The 17,040-nt window shown below is 49.1% G+C and carries 20 protein-coding genes and 1 pseudogene; all 21 read right to left on the bottom strand.

The window, feature by feature from the left end; genetic code table 11:
* Positions 1 to 3: 3 nt before the first annotated feature.
* The 21 genes and pseudogenes from EDD67_RS02050 to EDD67_RS02150 all read right to left on the bottom strand — a co-directional run bounded on the left by EDD67_RS02050 (position 4) and on the right by EDD67_RS02150 (position 16,789).
* On the bottom strand, positions 4 to 1,533 hold the full coding sequence (locus tag EDD67_RS02050) for a complex I subunit 4 family protein (protein ID WP_121439544.1): 1,530 nt from the start codon (positions 1,531 to 1,533) through the stop codon (positions 4 to 6).
* Positions 1,533 to 3,443 (bottom strand): NADH-quinone oxidoreductase subunit L, encoded by a 1,911-nt coding sequence (gene nuoL, locus EDD67_RS02055; protein ID WP_162843774.1) that lies wholly within the window; start codon positions 3,441 to 3,443, stop codon positions 1,533 to 1,535. The genes EDD67_RS02050 and nuoL overlap by 1 nt, the downstream gene beginning before the upstream one ends.
* 28 nt (positions 3,444 to 3,471) lie before the next feature.
* On the bottom strand, positions 3,472 to 3,813 hold the full coding sequence (gene nuoK / locus EDD67_RS02060; RefSeq protein ID WP_093071955.1) for an NADH-quinone oxidoreductase subunit NuoK: 342 nt from the start codon (positions 3,811 to 3,813) through the stop codon (positions 3,472 to 3,474).
* Between the two features lies 1 nt (position 3,814).
* Positions 3,815 to 4,309: an NADH-quinone oxidoreductase subunit J gene (locus EDD67_RS02065; RefSeq protein ID WP_121439500.1), complete on the bottom strand. Its 495-nt coding sequence runs from the start codon at positions 4,307 to 4,309 to the stop codon at positions 3,815 to 3,817.
* Positions 4,310 to 4,644: 335 nt separating this feature from the next.
* Positions 4,645 to 5,031, bottom strand: a pseudogene (locus tag EDD67_RS14080) (NuoI/complex I 23 kDa subunit family protein); the annotation flags it as partial.
* Between the two features lie 4 nt (positions 5,032 to 5,035).
* Positions 5,036 to 5,995 (bottom strand): NADH-quinone oxidoreductase subunit NuoH, encoded by a 960-nt coding sequence (gene nuoH, locus EDD67_RS02075; protein WP_121439501.1) that lies wholly within the window; start codon positions 5,993 to 5,995, stop codon positions 5,036 to 5,038.
* Entirely contained in the window at positions 5,995 to 7,107 is a 1,113-nt protein-coding gene (locus EDD67_RS02080) for an NADH-quinone oxidoreductase subunit D (RefSeq protein WP_093071959.1), read from the bottom strand. Before EDD67_RS02080 ends, nuoH begins: the two co-directional genes overlap by 1 nt.
* A gap of 18 nt (positions 7,108 to 7,125) precedes the next feature.
* Complete coding sequence (locus EDD67_RS02085) at positions 7,126 to 7,605, bottom strand: NADH-quinone oxidoreductase subunit C (RefSeq protein ID WP_093071960.1); 480 nt, start codon at positions 7,603 to 7,605, stop codon at positions 7,126 to 7,128.
* A complete protein-coding gene (locus EDD67_RS02090; protein ID WP_093071961.1) occupies positions 7,602 to 8,129 on the bottom strand; it encodes a NuoB/complex I 20 kDa subunit family protein in 528 nt (175 codons plus the stop codon). Before EDD67_RS02090 ends, EDD67_RS02085 begins: the two co-directional genes overlap by 4 nt.
* Positions 8,120 to 8,491 (bottom strand): NADH-quinone oxidoreductase subunit A, encoded by a 372-nt coding sequence (locus EDD67_RS02095; protein ID WP_093071962.1) that lies wholly within the window; start codon positions 8,489 to 8,491, stop codon positions 8,120 to 8,122. Before EDD67_RS02095 ends, EDD67_RS02090 begins: the two co-directional genes overlap by 10 nt.
* Positions 8,492 to 9,252: 761 nt before the next feature.
* The gene (locus EDD67_RS02100; RefSeq protein ID WP_093071963.1) at positions 9,253 to 9,441 is read right to left on the bottom strand and encodes a hypothetical protein; all 189 of its coding nucleotides are present in this window, start codon (positions 9,439 to 9,441) and stop codon (positions 9,253 to 9,255) included.
* A 60-nt stretch (positions 9,442 to 9,501) separates the two neighbouring features.
* On the bottom strand, positions 9,502 to 9,906 hold the full coding sequence (locus EDD67_RS02105; RefSeq protein ID WP_121439502.1) for a F0F1 ATP synthase subunit epsilon: 405 nt from the start codon (positions 9,904 to 9,906) through the stop codon (positions 9,502 to 9,504).
* A 65-nt stretch (positions 9,907 to 9,971) separates the two neighbouring features.
* Positions 9,972 to 11,381, bottom strand: a complete 1,410-nt coding sequence (atpD, locus tag EDD67_RS02110; RefSeq protein ID WP_121439503.1) for a F0F1 ATP synthase subunit beta — start codon at positions 11,379 to 11,381, stop codon at positions 9,972 to 9,974.
* Between the two features lie 66 nt (positions 11,382 to 11,447).
* Positions 11,448 to 12,329, bottom strand: a complete 882-nt coding sequence (gene atpG, locus EDD67_RS02115; RefSeq protein ID WP_093071966.1) for an ATP synthase F1 subunit gamma — start codon at positions 12,327 to 12,329, stop codon at positions 11,448 to 11,450.
* A gap of 40 nt (positions 12,330 to 12,369) precedes the next feature.
* A complete protein-coding gene (gene atpA / locus EDD67_RS02120; RefSeq protein WP_093071967.1) occupies positions 12,370 to 13,875 on the bottom strand; it encodes a F0F1 ATP synthase subunit alpha in 1,506 nt (501 codons plus the stop codon).
* A gap of 21 nt (positions 13,876 to 13,896) precedes the next feature.
* The gene (locus tag EDD67_RS02125; protein ID WP_121439504.1) at positions 13,897 to 14,442 is read right to left on the bottom strand and encodes a F0F1 ATP synthase subunit delta; all 546 of its coding nucleotides are present in this window, start codon (positions 14,440 to 14,442) and stop codon (positions 13,897 to 13,899) included.
* Positions 14,439 to 14,936 (bottom strand): F0F1 ATP synthase subunit B, encoded by a 498-nt coding sequence (gene atpF / locus EDD67_RS02130; protein ID WP_121439505.1) that lies wholly within the window; start codon positions 14,934 to 14,936, stop codon positions 14,439 to 14,441. Before atpF ends, EDD67_RS02125 begins: the two co-directional genes overlap by 4 nt.
* A gap of 161 nt (positions 14,937 to 15,097) precedes the next feature.
* Positions 15,098 to 15,313 carry a F0F1 ATP synthase subunit C gene (gene atpE / locus EDD67_RS02135; RefSeq protein WP_093071970.1) on the bottom strand — a complete coding sequence of 72 codons (216 nt, stop codon included), beginning with the start codon at positions 15,311 to 15,313 and terminating at the stop codon, positions 15,098 to 15,100.
* A gap of 72 nt (positions 15,314 to 15,385) precedes the next feature.
* On the bottom strand, positions 15,386 to 16,108 hold the full coding sequence (atpB, locus tag EDD67_RS02140; RefSeq protein WP_121439506.1) for a F0F1 ATP synthase subunit A: 723 nt from the start codon (positions 16,106 to 16,108) through the stop codon (positions 15,386 to 15,388).
* Positions 16,109 to 16,148: 40 nt separating this feature from the next.
* The gene (locus tag EDD67_RS02145; RefSeq protein WP_121439507.1) at positions 16,149 to 16,553 is read right to left on the bottom strand and encodes an ATP synthase subunit I; all 405 of its coding nucleotides are present in this window, start codon (positions 16,551 to 16,553) and stop codon (positions 16,149 to 16,151) included.
* Positions 16,550 to 16,789, bottom strand: a complete 240-nt coding sequence (locus tag EDD67_RS02150; protein ID WP_121439508.1) for an AtpZ/AtpI family protein — start codon at positions 16,787 to 16,789, stop codon at positions 16,550 to 16,552. The genes EDD67_RS02145 and EDD67_RS02150 overlap by 4 nt, the downstream gene beginning before the upstream one ends.
* Positions 16,790 to 17,040 lie beyond the last annotated feature (251 nt).

Here is a 17,040-nt window from a genome sequence, read left to right on the forward strand (position 1 = left end):
TCTTTAACCCCCTATCTTCGACACAAGGTCGATAACTGTAGTGTTTATCACGTCGCTTAGAATAAATGGATAGACCCCGATCAAAATCGTGAACGCGAGCAGCCCGACCATCGGAACGTACTCCATCGGCTTTGCATCAACGAGCCCGGCATATTTCTCTTTCGGCGGGCCGAACGTTGTCCGCTGCATCGCCCAAAGCAAGTAAGCGGCAGTAAAGATAATCCCGACAACGGCAATGACACCGAGCGTCACCGCTTGCGGCAAGATTTCTGCCGGTGCACCGAAAATGCCGATAAACGCCATTAATTCACTGACAAAACCGGACATGCCCGGCAAACCGAGCGACGCCATCGCAGCGGCAAGCATAAAACCTGCCAGCACCGGCACGGAATGCGAAAGACCGCCCATTTCCGAAATCGTTCGGGTTTTCGTCCGCGAATAGATCGCTCCGACCATAAAGAAGAGGAGCGCGGAGATAAATCCGTGGGAGACGAGCTGAAAAATCGCCCCCTGCATGCCCGCTTCGGTAATCGAGGCAATTCCGAGCAGGACAATCCCCATGTGACTGATACTTGAGTAAGCCACCAACGCTTTTAAATCTGTCTGTACAAGCGCCAAGAGCGCGCCGTAAATGATATTAATCACACCGAGAACGGCAATCAGCGTGGCAAACCTTGCCGCCTGATCCGGCATAATCCCGAAACCGACACGGATCAATCCGTAACCGCCCATTTTCAACAGCACGCCGGCAAGAATCATACTTGCAGCTGTCGGTGCTTCGACGTGGGCGTTCGGAAGCCATGTATGAAACGGAAAGACCGGAAGCTTAATCGCAAACGCCGTAAACAAGGCAAGGAACATGCCGCCTTTCATCGCTCCGCCGACCGCGCCGGCCGCTGCGCCTTCCGTGTAAGCTTCTGTCAGTTCGACAATGCTAAACGACATCGGATCGGGAAAGCTGACAAGCGCCGCTTGCACGTAAATGACGATAAAGGTAATAAACATAATCCCGCTTCCGAGCCCTGTGTAAATCAAGAACTTAAACGAAGCGTACTCGCGCATTTTCCCGCCCCATATTCCGATTAAAAAGAACATCGGAATGAGCGTTAATTCAAAAAAGAGGAAAAACAAGAACATATCGAGTGCGACAAATACACCGAGCATACCTGTCAGCAACACAAGCGTCCAGACGTAAAATTCCTTTACGCGGTGTTCAATGGTAAACGATGCGACGATCGAGAACAGCGTGACAATCGTCGTCAAGGCGATCAACGGAACGGAAAGTCCGTCGGCGCCGATTTCAAAATTCACTTGCATAAATCCGAGCGTAAACCACTCGAGCTGTTCATAAAACTGCATGCCGGCAGCTCCCCGGTCGAACATCCCCCATAATACAAGCGAGAGGACAAGCGCAACCGCTGCAGTCAGACCGGCAAGTGAGCGAATGACATTCGTGTATTCACGCGGAATCGTTAAGATGAGCAGTGCACCGACGAGCGGCACAACGATTAACCATAACAAAATATTTCCCATCATCCGAAATACCCCCTTAGCACGAAGGCAATTGCGATGACAACGATTCCCCCGAGGACGGAAACAACTCCGTAAGTTTGGAGCTGGCCGTTGTGTGTTTTTCCGAACGTCCGGCCTGACGTGCTGGTAAATCGTCCGATGAGGTTAACCATCCCGTCAACGATGCCTTTATCCATTTCCCAGAAGAACCTTCCGACCGCGACTGTCGGTTTGACAAACACAGCCGTGTACAATTCATCCAGGTAATATTTGTTGAGCAGCAGTTTGTGAACGGCAGGCGCTTTGGCGGCAAAGAAATCTTCCGAGATCGATCCTTTGTAATACATCGCCCAGGCGAGCAAGATTCCTCCGGCAGCGACTGCCAGCGATAGAAACGCTAGCCACAGTTCGCCGTGCGGCTGATCGCCGAGATTTAATCCTGCCGTCAAAAAGCCTTCGAGCGGATAGCCGATAAACGGCAGATTGACAAAACCGGCTGTGACAGCCAATACAGCTAAAACGACAAGCGGCATCGTCATAAAGCCGGTATTCTCGTGCGGTTCGCCGTGATGATCATCTTCGCCGTGACCGTCTGCTTCATCTTCGTCATCATGGGCACCGCGATAGTCACCCGTGAAGGTTTTAAAGAAGAGCCGGAACATATAAAACGCGGTCATAAATGCCGTCACTAACGCAAGACCAAACAAAAAGCCGTTGCCGTTCAAGAGCGCGGAAGCGAGAATCTCTTCTTTGCTCCAAAATCCTGCGAGCGGGAAGATGCCGGCAATCGCCAAGGCTCCGATTAAAAACGTGACCGAGGTGATTTTCATCTTGCTCCACAGGCCGCCCATTACACTGATATCCTGCCGGTGATGAACCGCGACAATGACGCTTCCCGCGCCGAGAAAGAGCAGCGCCTTAAAAAAGGCATGCGTCATTAAGTGGAACAACCCGGCAACATAGCCCGCGGTTCCGAGCGCTAAAATCATAAAGCCGAGCTGGCTGATCGTCGAATACGCCAACACCCGTTTAATATCCGTCATCACAAGCGCCATCGTCGCTGCGAAGAACGCCGTAATTGCTCCGGTATAGGCGACGACCGTTAATGCCGTTTCAGATGCGAGAAAGACCGGGTACATCACACCGACTAAGTAAACCCCGGCAGCAACCATCGTCGCTGCGTGGATAAGCGCACTGACCGGCGTCGGGCCTTCCATCGCGTCCGGAAGCCAGACGTGGAGCGGAAATTGGGCCGATTTTCCGACCGCGCCGAGAAAGACAAGCAGCGCGATCGCGGTCACCATCGGCTGTTCGACCATGCCGTTTTCAACAGCGGCATAAATGTCGGCATAGGCAAAGCTTCCGACTTCATTGAAAAGGAGCACAAGCCCGATCAGTAAACCGACATCGCCGATGCGCGTAGTGAGAAACGCTTTTTTCGCAGCTGAAGCTGCTTCGGGTTTAAAATACCAAAAGCCGACGAGCAAAAACGAGCAGAGCCCGACAAGCTCCCAAAAAATAAACAGCTGTAAAATATTCGGTGCTAATACGAGTCCAAGCATCGAAAATGAAAACAGCCCTAAGTACGAATAAAACACGTGTATGCGGTGATCTTCGTGCATATATTCACGCGAAAAAACATGGACAAGCAAGCTGACGACCGTTACAACGATCAGCATCATCGCGTTGAGCGCCGTCACTTCATAGCCCATTGTCAGCGAAGTTTCACCGAAGGTCATCCATTCAAACACGTATGTGTAAGTTTCTCCGCCTACCCGTTCAAACAGTGCCAACACTGAATAGATGAACGACAGGGCTAATGCTGCGATCCCGACATAGGCGCTTTTTTCTTGCAGCAGCCTGCCGAAAAAAAGCAGAATTAGGAAGGCGATCAGCGGAAAAACCGGGATTAACCAGGCAAGTTGCATCATACTATCACCTTTTCTTGTAGTTAGTCTCTTATTGTAACGTTGACACTGATTTTTCCTTGTCTGTGCCTAACAGATCGTGTTTAATCACATCAATGGAATCTCGGTTGCGGTACAGGGCAATCAAGATCGCCAGTCCTACTGCGGCTTCTGCTGCAGCCACCGTGATAACGAATAAACTGAATACCTGACCGGTAATATCGGCGTACGGTCCGATCGCTGAAAAGGCCACCAAGTTTATGTTGACGGAATTGAGCATCAATTCAATGCTCGCGAGCACAATGACCAAGTGCCGGCGCGTGAGCACTCCGTACAGGCCAATACAAAATAATACCGCTGCTAAAACTAAAAAATAACTAATCGGGACAGTCATGTCAGTCGGCCTCCTTTCTTGCTACGACGATCGCGCCGATAAGCGCGGCCGTTAATAAAAAGGCCGAACCGATAAAGGCGACGAAAAAGTAGCCGTACAGCTCCAGGCCGATCGCTTCAGCCGAGCCGACGTATCCTTCCGTCTGCGGCAGGTCCATGCTGAGGATCCCGAAAATCAGGAGCCCCAGCAACGAAACACTGCTGATAAGTCCAATCGCTTGGTGAGAAAGACGCGGATCCCGTTCGAAGACGATCGTGCGGTGTTCGGTCATCATCATACCGAAAACAAACAGAATCGTAATCGCGCCGACATACACCATAATTTGGACGATACCGATAAATTCTGCACCGAGCAAGAAGTAAAGGCCTGAGATAGCCATAAATGCAAAGGCCATCGAGACAACCCGGTGGGAAATCGGCTTCAAAAGTACAAGAAGGAGTGCCCCTGTTACAGCGATGAGTGCCAAAATGATAAAAAAGATTTCTTGTGCGGTCACTGGTTGTCACCCCTTTGCGACGTGTTGTCTTCGTCTGAATCAGGCTTCTTCTCCGTTTTCTCTTCGGACTTCGAAGCTGATGGTTCTTCAGACGCCTCGGCCTTCGATTCATCTGTCTTTTCGGCCGTTTCCGTTTTCGCGGCCGTCTTTGTTTCTTGTTCTGTTTTAACCGCTGCAGCTGTGGCTGTTCCGCCTCCTTCACTGCTTCCGGCTTGTTCACTGGCTTCCGCTTCTTCTTTTTTCTTCCGCTCTTCAGCGGCTTTGCGTTTTTGTTCTTCTTTTTCTTTTTTCAAGCGTTCTTCTTCTTCTGGGTCCATATAGTTGCCGTAAACCGTGTTGTTTGTCAGCCATTCAATATCTTTGAAATGATCCGCGCGGTTAAACTCGCTCAAGTTGTCATAACGCGCCGTCATGACAATCGCGCTCGTCGGACAGACTTCCGTACAAAAATCGCAAAGAATACAGCCTTGGAAATCGATATTGTACGTATCGATCACCTTTTTCTTCGGATTTTCCTCACTCGGTTTTCCCGTCAGCGTAATGACGTCGGTCGGACATGCCTGGACACATAAGTTGCAGACAATACATTTTTCCGGGAAAAAACGATGAATTCCGCGGAACCGTTCGGGCATAACCTGTTTTTCTTCCGGGTATTGGATGGTTATATTTTTTTTGCGGAAGTAATTCAACGTTACGCCGAATCCTTTTAATAATCGAAACATTTTATCACCCCATCCACACTTTTATAAACGCAGTTGCAACGATGTTCAAAATCGCGAGCGGGATGAGCACTTTCCAGCTGTAGTTCATCAGATCACCGACACGCGCCCGCGGCAGGGTCGCTGTCAGCCAGAACCAGAGGAACATAAAAAGTACCATCTTCAATGCGAACCAGACGAAGCCGGGCAAAAATGCCGGGCCGAGCCAGCCGCCGAGAAACAGCATCGTCGCAATCGCTGCAATTGCAATCGCGTACGTGTACTCTGCCAACATAAAGAATGCGAACCGAAAACCGGAATATTCGGTGTGAAAACCGGAGACGAGTTCCGATTCGGCTTCCGGCAAATCAAACGGGGCTCGGTTCAGTTCGGCAATTGAGGAGATGATGTACACCACAAAAGCGAGGAACTGCGGAATAATGAACCATATCCCCGCACTTTCCTGGAAAAACACGATTTCACGCATGTTCAATGAGCCGACGAGAATGACAATTCCGACAACAGACAACACGAGCGGCAGTTCATAACTGACCATCTGCGCAACCCCGCGGATCGAACCGAGCAGAGAATATTTGTTGTTTGAACTCCACCCGCCCATTAACACACCGAGCATCGTGATCGAGGCCACGCCGAGCAAATAAAGAATGCCGATATTTAAATCCGCGCCGTAAATATTTTCGTCAAACGCGAGCGCGGCGTAAATCGCAAACGCCGGAGCGAAGGCGATAACCGGGGCGATCAGGAAGATTTTTTTATCGGCAGCAGCCGGGATAATATCTTCTTTTAACAGCAGTTTCAAAACATCGGCGATCGTCTGAAACAGCCCCCATGGGCCGTGCCGGTTCGGGCCGGGCCGCAGCTGCATCGCACCGATCACTTTTCGTTCAAATAAAATCGCAAACGTTACGCCGCCGAGCATGAGCATCAAGATAATCACGGCGTATGCTGTCCATAAAAGGAGATCCATCAGCCATCAACCTCCCCGAGCACGACATCAAGACTGCCGAATATTGATACAAGGTTTTGGATTGAATCTCCTTCGAGCAAGTCTTGTAAAATCGCAACGTTAACAAACGACGGACGGCGCAGTTTGATTCGGTGCGGTTTATTTTTGCCGTTGCTGACTGCGTATACGCCGATTTCGCCTTTCGAAGCTTCCGCGCGTGTATAAACTTCGCCTTCCGGCGGTTTGAGCATCATTAACTTCTTGCCTTTTTTATGAATAATCTCGCCGTCTGGAATGTTGTTGCATGCCTGTTCAACAATTTTCAGCGATTCAAACATCTCATCGATTCGAACGAGGTAACGCGCGTACACATCTCCTTCTTCTCGCGTCGGGACATTAAAATCGAACTGATCGTAAACCGAGTAAGGCTCTGTCTTGCGAACATCGATGTCTACCCCGCTGGCGCGGGCGATGGGTCCGGAAAGACCCCAATTAATCACTTGCTCTTTCGTTAATTTTCCGACGCCGATCGTACGGGACTGAAAAATTTCATTGCCGGTAACAAGCGTGTGAAATTCCTGAATGTTTTCCCGAAGTTCTTTGACTGTTTCCAACACTTGTTCAATCCAGCCTTCCGGAGCATCCCACTTCACACCGCCGATCCGGTGATAGTTAAACGTCATCCGGGCGCCGCTGATTTCATTTAAGCGGTCAAGAATCGTTTCCCGATCGCGAAATGCGTAAAGAAACGGGCTCATCGCTCCGATATCAAGTAAATAGGTCCCCCACCAAACTAAGTGACTGGCCACTCGGTTCAGCTCCATTGTAATGACACGAAGGTATTCCGCCCGCTCCGGGATTTCCCAATCGAACAATTCTTCGATGGCAGCACAGTAGACGTAATTGTTCGTCATCGCGTTCATGTAATCAAGACGGTCTGTATAAGGGATAAACTGTGAATATAAAAAGCCTTCTGCGAGTTTTTCCGAACCGCGGTGGAGATAGCCCATCACCGGTGTTGCGCGGACGATTGTTTCGCCGTCAACTTCCAGCTGCAGGCGGAAGACTCCATGCGTACTCGGGTGCTGCGGCCCCATATTGAGCGTCATCGTTTCTGTCTTCAAGTCCGACATTTGTTTCGGCACCCCCCTCTAGTCTAAGCCCATTGCTTTTTTGTCTGTAATATAATCTTTTCTAAGCGGGTGACCTTCCCAATCATCATCGAGCATAATCCGCCGCAAATTCCAGTGCCCCGGAAAGTCGATGCCGAGCAGATCGTAGATTTCCCGCTCCATATAATCCGCGCTTTTAAACAGCGGATCGAGCGATTGCACGGACGGTTCTTCGCGGGGCGTTGTCACCTTCACATACAGGTAGTGGTCGTGTACGGTTGAATAGAAGTTGTAGACCACTTCCATATGCTCTTCGTAATCAACTCCGGTTATGCAGGTGAGAAAATCAAAGCGCAAATCCTCATCATCGCGGAGCATCTTCGCGGCTGTCAGCGTCCATTTGTCTGCGGGGAGAATGATCATCGGCTTGTGAAAATTCATTTTTGCTTCTGTCACTGTTTCTTCGTCTGTTAATTGATTGATTTTATTCGTAATCATGTCGAGAAGCTCTTCATTCATCCGTTTGTCACCCTCTCACCTTTAGCTTCTGCACGGATTTTCTGGCGAAGTTTATCCACGCCGTCAATCAAGGCAGGCGGGGTCGGCGGACAGCCGGAGACATAAACATCCACCGGAACGATCCGGTCAACACCGTTTAATACGCTGTACGCTTCTTTGTAAGGACCGCCGCATGTCGCGCATGACCCCATGGCAATCACCCATTTCGGTTCCGGCATTTGATCATACAGCGTCCGGAGAACCGGCGCCATTTTCGCTGTTACCGTGCCGGCTACGATCATCACATCGGCATGACGCGGCGATGCACGGAAAATCACGCCGAAACGGTCGAAATCGTAACGGGCTCCCCCAGTCCCCATCATTTCAATCGCACAGCATGCCAAACCGAATGTCAGCGGCCAAAACGATCGCGTCCGCGACCACGCTTTCAATTGATCCACTTTCGTAAAGAATACATTTTTTTCAATATCCTCAAGCACCCGCGGATCGTACTGCTCTGTGTCTTTAAATCCTTTTAATTCCATTCAAGCACCCTCTTTTTCCAAGAATAGGCGAGACCCAGCACCAATATTGTGAGGAAGATCAACATAATATTCAGTCCGTACCAGCCGAGCTGGTCAAGTGCAACCGCCCACGGAAATAAGAAAACGGTTTCAACATCGAATATAATAAATTCAAGCGCAACTAAATAATAAGCTACGTGATAACGTACTTGTGCGTCTCCTTTCGGTTGAATACCGCTTTCATATGTTGTAACCTTCTCCGCATAAGGGTTCTTCGGTCTCACAAAACGCCCAAATGTCAGCGCAACTACTGGAAGCAAAATCCCCAAGATCAAAAAAATCAGGACAATGATATAATTATCATAATAAGCACTCAGCCCCATACATTCACTCCCCTCCATCATCGTATTCTATTTGCCTTACTCGACTTAAATTATATCAAAGTCGTGAAAATAATGTCTATATTATTCAGAATTCTCAGATTACTAACATGGCTATAGTGTTAACTTAAATCTAGGAACATATCTTTATAAAATAAACCATATTTTGTATAGATTAAAGGCTGTTCTAAAGGCTTTTTTGTTTTTTATCTACAAAAAACAGCAATGTCAATTTGTTGATAATAATTATTAAAAAGTAATTATTGTATTATTTTCCTATTATACACGTGTTATTCTCTTCTCCTGCAACTGTTTGAATTAAGATCCATTTTATTCCATTATTTTGTTTGCAGCTTTGCATTTGTGAAAAACTTTAGAATTCTTATGTAATGCGGTAAATAAAGGTTTAAAGCTTCTCCGCCGGAAATTATAACGATCAATTTCACAATAATACAGATCAGTATTTTGATTATAACAGCCGGCTAATCATATATATGTGTTTATTTTGTTGCTAAAGTTTGTCGGTTTTCCGAACTTTTTTATTTTCAGCAAAAACAATTAAAAACCCTTGCGCGTAAGCCGCACAAGGGTTTTACAGCTTGTAGACAAATTATTATTTTGACGTAAGCCACGCAGCCACTAACCTCCGCTTGCCCCGGGCAAGGACTCAGCTAGGATTCGGCGGCCTCAGGCCGCCGAATACGGATCTTCGTCTCTTGCTTTCCCGGAGGCGTCGGAGGAGTGGATGCATGGCTTCTTTTTTATCAATACACTCGCTTCAAAAAAGGAGGATGACCCAGCATCCCGGCTTTCTCCTGCGGGATAGCGGGATAGACGAGACCCTGCAGGGCGTCAGCCCGAAGCGGCTCGGCGCTCGCCCGCGGCGCCCGCGGAAAGAAGCCGGACGATGCGTCGTCATCCGTTCCTTTTAATATGACTTCGATCGATGTCATGACTTTGTCAACACTCTAAAAAACCCTTGCGCGAAAAGCCGCACAAGGGTTTTATCAGAGCTATTTATTTTCCGCGACTTCCAGACGGTTAACGGCGCGCTTAAGCGCCAGTTCTGCCCGGGCAAAGTCGAGGTTTTCTTTTTTTGCTTCAGCAAGACGCCGTTCAGCTCGTTCTTTTGCTGCGCGCGCCCGTGTAATGTCGATATCCGATGGCAGCTCTGCCGATTCCGCCAGAACGTTTACTTCGTCTTTGCGAACTTCGACAAATCCGCCGCTGACAGCAACTGGCTGTATATTGCCGGCGGATTTCAGACGGACCGGTCCGATCGTCAAAAGCGATACGAGAGGTAAGTGCCCCGGCAGGATGCCGAGTCCGCCTTCAGGCGTTTTCACACTGACCATTTCTACCTGGCCATTAAAGACACTGCCATCCGGGGTGACAACATTTGCTTCAATCGTATTCATACGATTCACCCTCCTTAAGAAAGGGAGGATACGCGGTTAAAACGGCGTATCCTGCTTTCTTTTCCTTACTGCATTTGTTTCGCTTTTTCAACAACATCTTCGATCGGTCCGACTAAACGAAACGCATCTTCCGGAATATCATCGTGTTTTCCGTCGAGGATTTCGCGGAATCCTTTGATCGTCTCTTGTACCGGCACGTAAGATCCCGGCTGTCCGGTAAACTGCTCGGCGACGTGGAAGTTTTGCGATAAGAAGTTTTGAATCCGCCGCGCACGCGATACGGTCAATTTATCGTCTTCTGAAAGCTCATCCATCCCGAGAATCGCAATGATATCTTGCAATTCTTTATACTTTTGCAGCGTTACCTGGACTTCACGGGCGACTTCATAATGATCGTCGCCGACGACATCCGGCATCAATGCGCGGGATGTCGAGGCAAGCGGGTCAACGGCCGGATAGATTCCCATTTCTGAAAGCTTTCGTTCAAGGTTCGTCGTCGCATCCAAGTGCGCAAACGTCGTTGCCGGAGCCGGGTCGGTATAGTCGTCCGCCGGAACGTAGATCGCTTGAATCGATGTAACAGAGCCTTTTTTCGTTGACGTAATCCGCTCTTGCAGCTGTCCCATCTCGGTTGACAGCGTCGGCTGATAACCGACGGCAGACGGCATACGGCCGAGCAATGCTGATACTTCCATCCCCGCTTGAGTGAAACGGAAAATGTTATCGATAAAGAGCAGCACGTCTGCCCCTTTTTCATCACGGAAATGTTCGGCCATCGTCAGACCCGTTAAAGCGACGCGCATGCGCGCTCCAGGCGGTTCATTCATCTGTCCGAACACCATCGCGGTTTTTTCAATAACACCGGAGTCTTTCATTTCATAATAAAGGTCATTACCTTCGCGCGTGCGTTCACCGACGCCGGCAAACACGGAAATCCCGCCGTGTTCCTGGGCAATGTTGTTGATCAGCTCCTGAATAAGAACGGTTTTACCGACACCGGCACCGCCAAAGAGACCGATTTTACCGCCCTTAACGTAAGGAGCGAGCAAATCGACAACTTTGATACCCGTTTCAAGGATCTCTGTTCCGGTCGACAGTTCTTCATAAGAAGGCGCTTCCCGGTGAATCGGGTCGCGGCGGACATCTTTATTCACCGGTTCGTCGAGGTCAATTTCTTCTCCAAGCACGTTAAATACGCGGCTGAGTGTTTCTTCGCCGACCGGCACGGCAATCGGTCCACCGGTATCAACCGCTTCTGTGCCGCGGACGAGGCCGTCGGTTGAGGACATTGCAACGGTTCGAACCGTATCGCCGCCAAGGTGAAGAGCTACTTCCAATGTTAAGTGCAGCTCGACCCCGCCGTCACTGCTGTCTTGATCGATTCGAACTGCGCTGTTTATTTTCGGTAAATGGCCGCGGTCGAACTGAACGTCAACGACCGGACCGGTTACCTGAGTGACGCGTCCTTTATTCATCATCTTTCCTCCTTCTGTCGAAGCTCACCCGGTTATCCGGGGATACTAACAACCTGTTTCATCTTTTTACTGCTGGGCTTTTGCACCGCCGACGATTTCATTGATTTCCTGCGTGATTTCCGCTTGTCGGGCACGGTTGTAACTGAGCGTCAGGTCGTCAATCATGCTGTCAGCATTATCTGTTGCTGAGCGCATCGCCGACATGCGCGCACCGAATTCACTCGCTTTGCCGTCGAGAAGCGCACCGAAAATCAAACTTTCGGCATAATGCGGCAGCAGCTGTTCCAAGATCACATCCGCACTTGGCTCGTAGATGTAATCGAGCGTCTCAGGGCTTTCTTCTGCTGCTTCAGCATCGCCTTGCACGGCTGTAAGCGGGAGCAGCTTTGTCTCTGTGACCCGCTGGCTGATCGCACTGATGAAATGGTTGTAGTGAATATATACTTCGTCGAAGATTTCATCTTCGAACATTTTTACAGTCGTCGAAGCGAGTTTTTTAATATCGTTATACTCCGGCTGATCGGGTACCGCCGTTATCTCTTGCATAACCGGCATATCCCGCTTTTGAAAAAATTCCATGCCGACGCGCCCCATGACGATCAATCCGTACTCATCCGGGGAGCTGTGGCGTTCATTGATACGTTTCATCGTCTCACGAAGCAAACCGCTGTTGTAAGCTCCGCACAACCCGCGATCGGAAGTAATGACAATATACCCTGTCCGGCGGACTTCTTCGCGGTCTTCAAGCATAGGGTGTGACGCTGTCTCACTGCCCATTGCAATACTTGTGACCACTTCGCGGATTTTATCCGTGTACGGCTGAAACGCTTCTGCATTCGCCTGAGCTTTGTTCAGCTTAGCGGCAGAAACCATTTCCATCGCTTTGGTGATTTGCTTCGTTTTCTTCGTCGACCCAATTCTCGTTTTAATTTCTTTCAACGAGGACATTGTCGTTCACCACCTTTATCGGAAAACAGCTGTACGCGGATCAGCTGGCCTGAAAGCTTTTCTTGAATTCTTCGATTGCGCCTTTCATGGCTTCTTCATCCGGCAGTCCGCCGGTTTCACGGATTTCTTTCAGCAAGTCTTTATTGTTGGCATCAAGATGCTGATACAATTCATTTTCAAATCGGGAGACATCCTCGATTTCAATATCGTCGAGATATCCCCGTGTTAAGGCAAACAAGATAAATACTTGTTTCTCAACCGGAATCGGTAAATACTGCCCTTGTTTAAGTACTTCCACCGTCCGTTTACCGCGGGCAAGTTTCGCTTGCGTCGACTCATCCAAATCAGAACCGAATTGAGCAAAAGCTTCCAGCTCACGGTACGAAGCCAAGTCGAGACGCAGTGTCCCGGCAACTTTCTTCATCGCCTTAATTTGCGCGGAACCGCCGACACGGGATACGGAAAGACCTGCATCGATCGCCGGACGTACACCGGAGAAAAATAAATCCGATTGCAAGAATATTTGACCGTCCGTAATCGAAATAACGTTCGTCGGAATATACGCTGAAATGTCGCCTGCCTGGGTTTCGATAAACGGCAGGGCGGTTAATGAGCCGGCGCCTTTATCGTCGCTCAGTTTCGCTGCCCGCTCCAACAGACGGGAGTGGACGTAGAACACATCACCCGGGAACGCTTCACGGCCCGGCGGACGGCGAAGGAGCAAGGAAAGTTCACGGTAAGCTGCTGCCTGTTTGGTTAAGTCATCGTAAATGACGAGCACGTGCTTGCCGTCATACATAAAATCTTCACCCATCGAAACGCCGGCATACGGTGCTAAATACAAGAGCGGCGCCGGCTGTGAAGCACTCGCTGTGACAACGATCGTATAATCGAGCGCATCGTTTTGCCGCAGTGTTTCCACAACGCCCGCGACTGTCGATTCTTTCTGACCGATCGCGACATAAATACAAATCATATCTTCGTGTTTTTGGTTCAAAATCGTGTCAATCGCAATCGCGGTTTTTCCGGTTTGACGGTCACCGATGACGAGCTCGCGCTGCCCCCGCCCGACCGGGATGAGCGAGTCAATCGCTTTAATCCCTGTTTGGACCGGCTCGTGAACCGATTTACGGTCCATAACTCCCGGTGCGGGGCTTTCAATTGGGCGCGTTCGTTCTGTTTCAATTTTTCCTTGGCCGTCAAGCGGCTGGCCGAGCGGATCAACAACCCGTCCGAGCATTTCTTCGCCGACAGGTACTTCCATAATCCGGCCGGTGCGTCTGACTTCATCACCTTCGCGAATGTCTGTAAACGGGCCGAGAATAATAATCCCGACGGTGCTTTCTTCTAAGTTTTGCGCCATTCCCATCACGCCGTTGGAAAACTCTAGCAATTCTCCGGCCATGGCGTTTTCCAGACCATGGGCTACAGCGATGCCGTCCCCGATATGGATGACGGTGCCGACATCATTCACTTCGATTTCCGATTCGTAATTCTCGATCTGTTTTTTTAACAGCGAGCTGATTTCATCGGCTCTGATACTCATTTATCGTTCACCCCTATCTGCTTACGTTCCCTGGATCATCCGTTGCTGGATGCGGTTCAGCTGGTTGGCAACACTGGCATCGAAGACGGTGTCCCCAATATGGACCTTAATCCCGCCGATAATCCCTTCATCGACGACATTTTCAATCATCAATTCCGCTTTGCCGGCGCGTTTGGCAAACGCTTCGGCGACGGCAGTTTTTTCGCTTTCTGAGAGCGGTTTGGCTGAGAATACGACGGCTTCCGCCACACCTTGGGCTTCGTTGGCAAGCTGCCGGTAATTATCCGACACTTCAGTAATGATATCTTCGCGTTTATTGTCAACGAGTAAAAACAACAGGTTCAATACTTGCGGATGAACACTGTCTTCAAACGCTTCCCGAAAGACTTTTTTCTTATCATCTGCGGTCATTTTCGGGTGATGAAAGACTTTTTTCATCTTTTCTGTTTTCCCTGCTGCTTCGGCAACCAATTGCAGTTCGTTGCTGAATTGCCCAAGCTGCCCTTCGCGCTGAGCGATTTCAAACAATGCGTGAGCATAACGGTAACCTACAGGATGTCTTCTCATAAGTCTCCGCCTACTTCTTTAAGCGTGTCTTCAATCAGTTTTTCTTGTTCTTTTTCATCCAATTCTTTCTCAATCACTTTCGAAGCGACGAGGACAGACAGGCTGGAAACTTGTTCACGAATAGCATTGACAGCTTCTTCTTTTTCCCGCTCAATTTCCGCTAACCGCTCACGCTGTTCGCGTTCGGCTTTTTTGCGCGCTTCTTCGATGATTTCATTAGCTTGTTGTTCACTTTGTTTACGCGAATTTTCAACGATTTCCCGTGCTTCCTGACGGGCTTCTTGAATCGCCTCACGCTGTTCTTTCAGATGTTTCTCTGCTTCGTCACGGTTCTTTTCCGCTGATTGAATTTGTTCAGCTATGTGCGCCTCGCGTTTTTCCATCATGTCCATAATCGGACCGAAGGCGAACTTTTTCAACAGAAATAATAGGACGAGGAAGCCGAGAATTTGGTAAACAGCATTGACCCATTCAATTTCATAAATATCAAACAACGCTGTCGCCTCCTTTTTTTCAATCGTTCATAAGGCACGCTGCAAAAAGATCGACAGGAACTCCTGCCATCTGCCGAAATCGGCCTTACAAAAGGAATGGCGAAGAATGAGCATACTTTTCTTCGCCATTTATGTTCTTCTGCTGACTGTTATGCGATTGCCTACGGCAACAGTAAGAAGGCTATAACGATCGCGAAAATCGGAAGGGCTTCAACGAGCGGGATACCGATAAACATGACTGTTTGAAGCGGTCCGCGAATTTCCGGTTGACGTGTGATTCCTTGAAGTGTGCTGCGAACGACGATTGCCACTCCGAATGCTCCTGCGACTGCTGCTAACCCTGCTGTAATTGCGACTGCAATTGCGACTGTACCCATAATAAATATCCTCCTTTAATATCTTCACACTGAATTTTTATCTTTGATCACTCTATAAAGAGCTGGTGTTGCTTAATGTTCTTCACTGACTTTATGCGACATGTAAACCATCGTCAGCATCGTAAAGATAAATGCCTGCAATGTGCCGATAAAGACGCTGAATGCTTGGAACACGACGAGCGGAATAAATGCGCCGAACGCCCAGAATGCTCCGGATGCGCCGAGACCGACAAGCATGACCATAATGACTTCTTTTGCGTAAATGTTGGCATAAAGACGCATGCCAAGCGTTAACGTGTTCGAAAAATCTTCTACTACCTTAAAGGGTGCTAAGAAAAACACCGGACGGAAATAATCTTTTCCGTATTCCTTCGGTCCTCTCATCTTCCATCCATAATAGTGCGTTAACAAAATGACAAAAAGTGCTAAAGAGATGGTCAGGACCGGATTGGATGTCGGTGAATTCCACCAAACTTCATGATCGGCGGTCGCCAATTCAAATGGAACACCGAGCATATTGGCTACAAAAACGTACAAAATAAGCGTGATCCCGAGCATGACGAAATTTTTCCCTTGCTTCCACTCCATCGTCGAACTGATGACGTTCTTAATAAACTGCACAAGGTACTCGAGAGCATTTTGCGCACCGGTCGGATACATCTGGATTTTTCGCGACATGAAAAATGTGACAAAAAACACGATCACCATCGCAACGGTCGACATAATCATCGTCGGGACGTTCAGTGTCATCCAAGGTATACCGAACAGGTCCACTTTTAAAAATTCACTGTCCAATCTTTCTCACCTCATTTCTCTGGTGGTGCCGTACAGCAGATCAATTCTCTTTTGAAGGCGGGGTATCGACTTCCTTGTTAAGACGGCGCACATGAAAAAGCGGTTCGATCAACAGCAGGGCATACGTGACAGCCAAGCCGATGATAACACCGGTGACGTCGAGAAGTGACGGATAGTTCAGCGCAATCCAGACAGCTGCAAGCACGATCAAAATGCGCGAGACCGTCCCGAATGTAAAACGCGGTTTCTTGTCTGCCGTCATTTTTGCGAATCGGCTCACTTGCATGTAGGTCGTCCATAAACTGAATAAACTGAAAACGGCGCCAAAAGCCATCCCGAAAAGAAACGGCCGGTTAACCGTAAACACAGCTGCAATCAAAAGCCCGGCAATGATCACTGCTGTATATATCACATAACGCAAAAAAACCCGCCGCATGTCCATCATGATGAATCGTCTCCGTCTTCCATATACTGTCGAATCGCCCTGTAAATCCCGAAAACAGCCGTTGCGAGTCCGAGAAGCATCCCGCCGACAAGAAAAAGGCCGCCTGTTTCGTAACGGTTTTCCAGCCAATTTCCGACGATCACTCCGATGACAACTGAACCGATGAAATAAGCGCTGATCGTTGACATAAGCGCAAAAGCTTTCATTAACGACCGGTATTTTGACGGTTCAGACATGTATCCGTCACCCGCACCTTCTCATCTTGATCAAGACGGTTGACAAACGGTGCCGCCGAAGAGGTATGTACGTATAACGTCCCTTCGACAGCCTGCCTGTCCGCATCGTCTTTAACACTGTATTCGGACGGCTCTCACCCTTGCTGTGACAGGTGATTCACCTTGAGTCGCGTACTTTGCCATCGTACAACAGCCAGTATGCCCTGTCAATAACACCACCTTCACCGAAAGCGCCCGCGGACGTTTGTCCG

This window comes from Salisediminibacterium halotolerans, assembly GCF_003814815.1.
Taxonomy (GTDB): Bacteria; Bacillota; Bacilli; order Bacillales; family Salisediminibacteriaceae; genus Salisediminibacterium; species Salisediminibacterium halotolerans.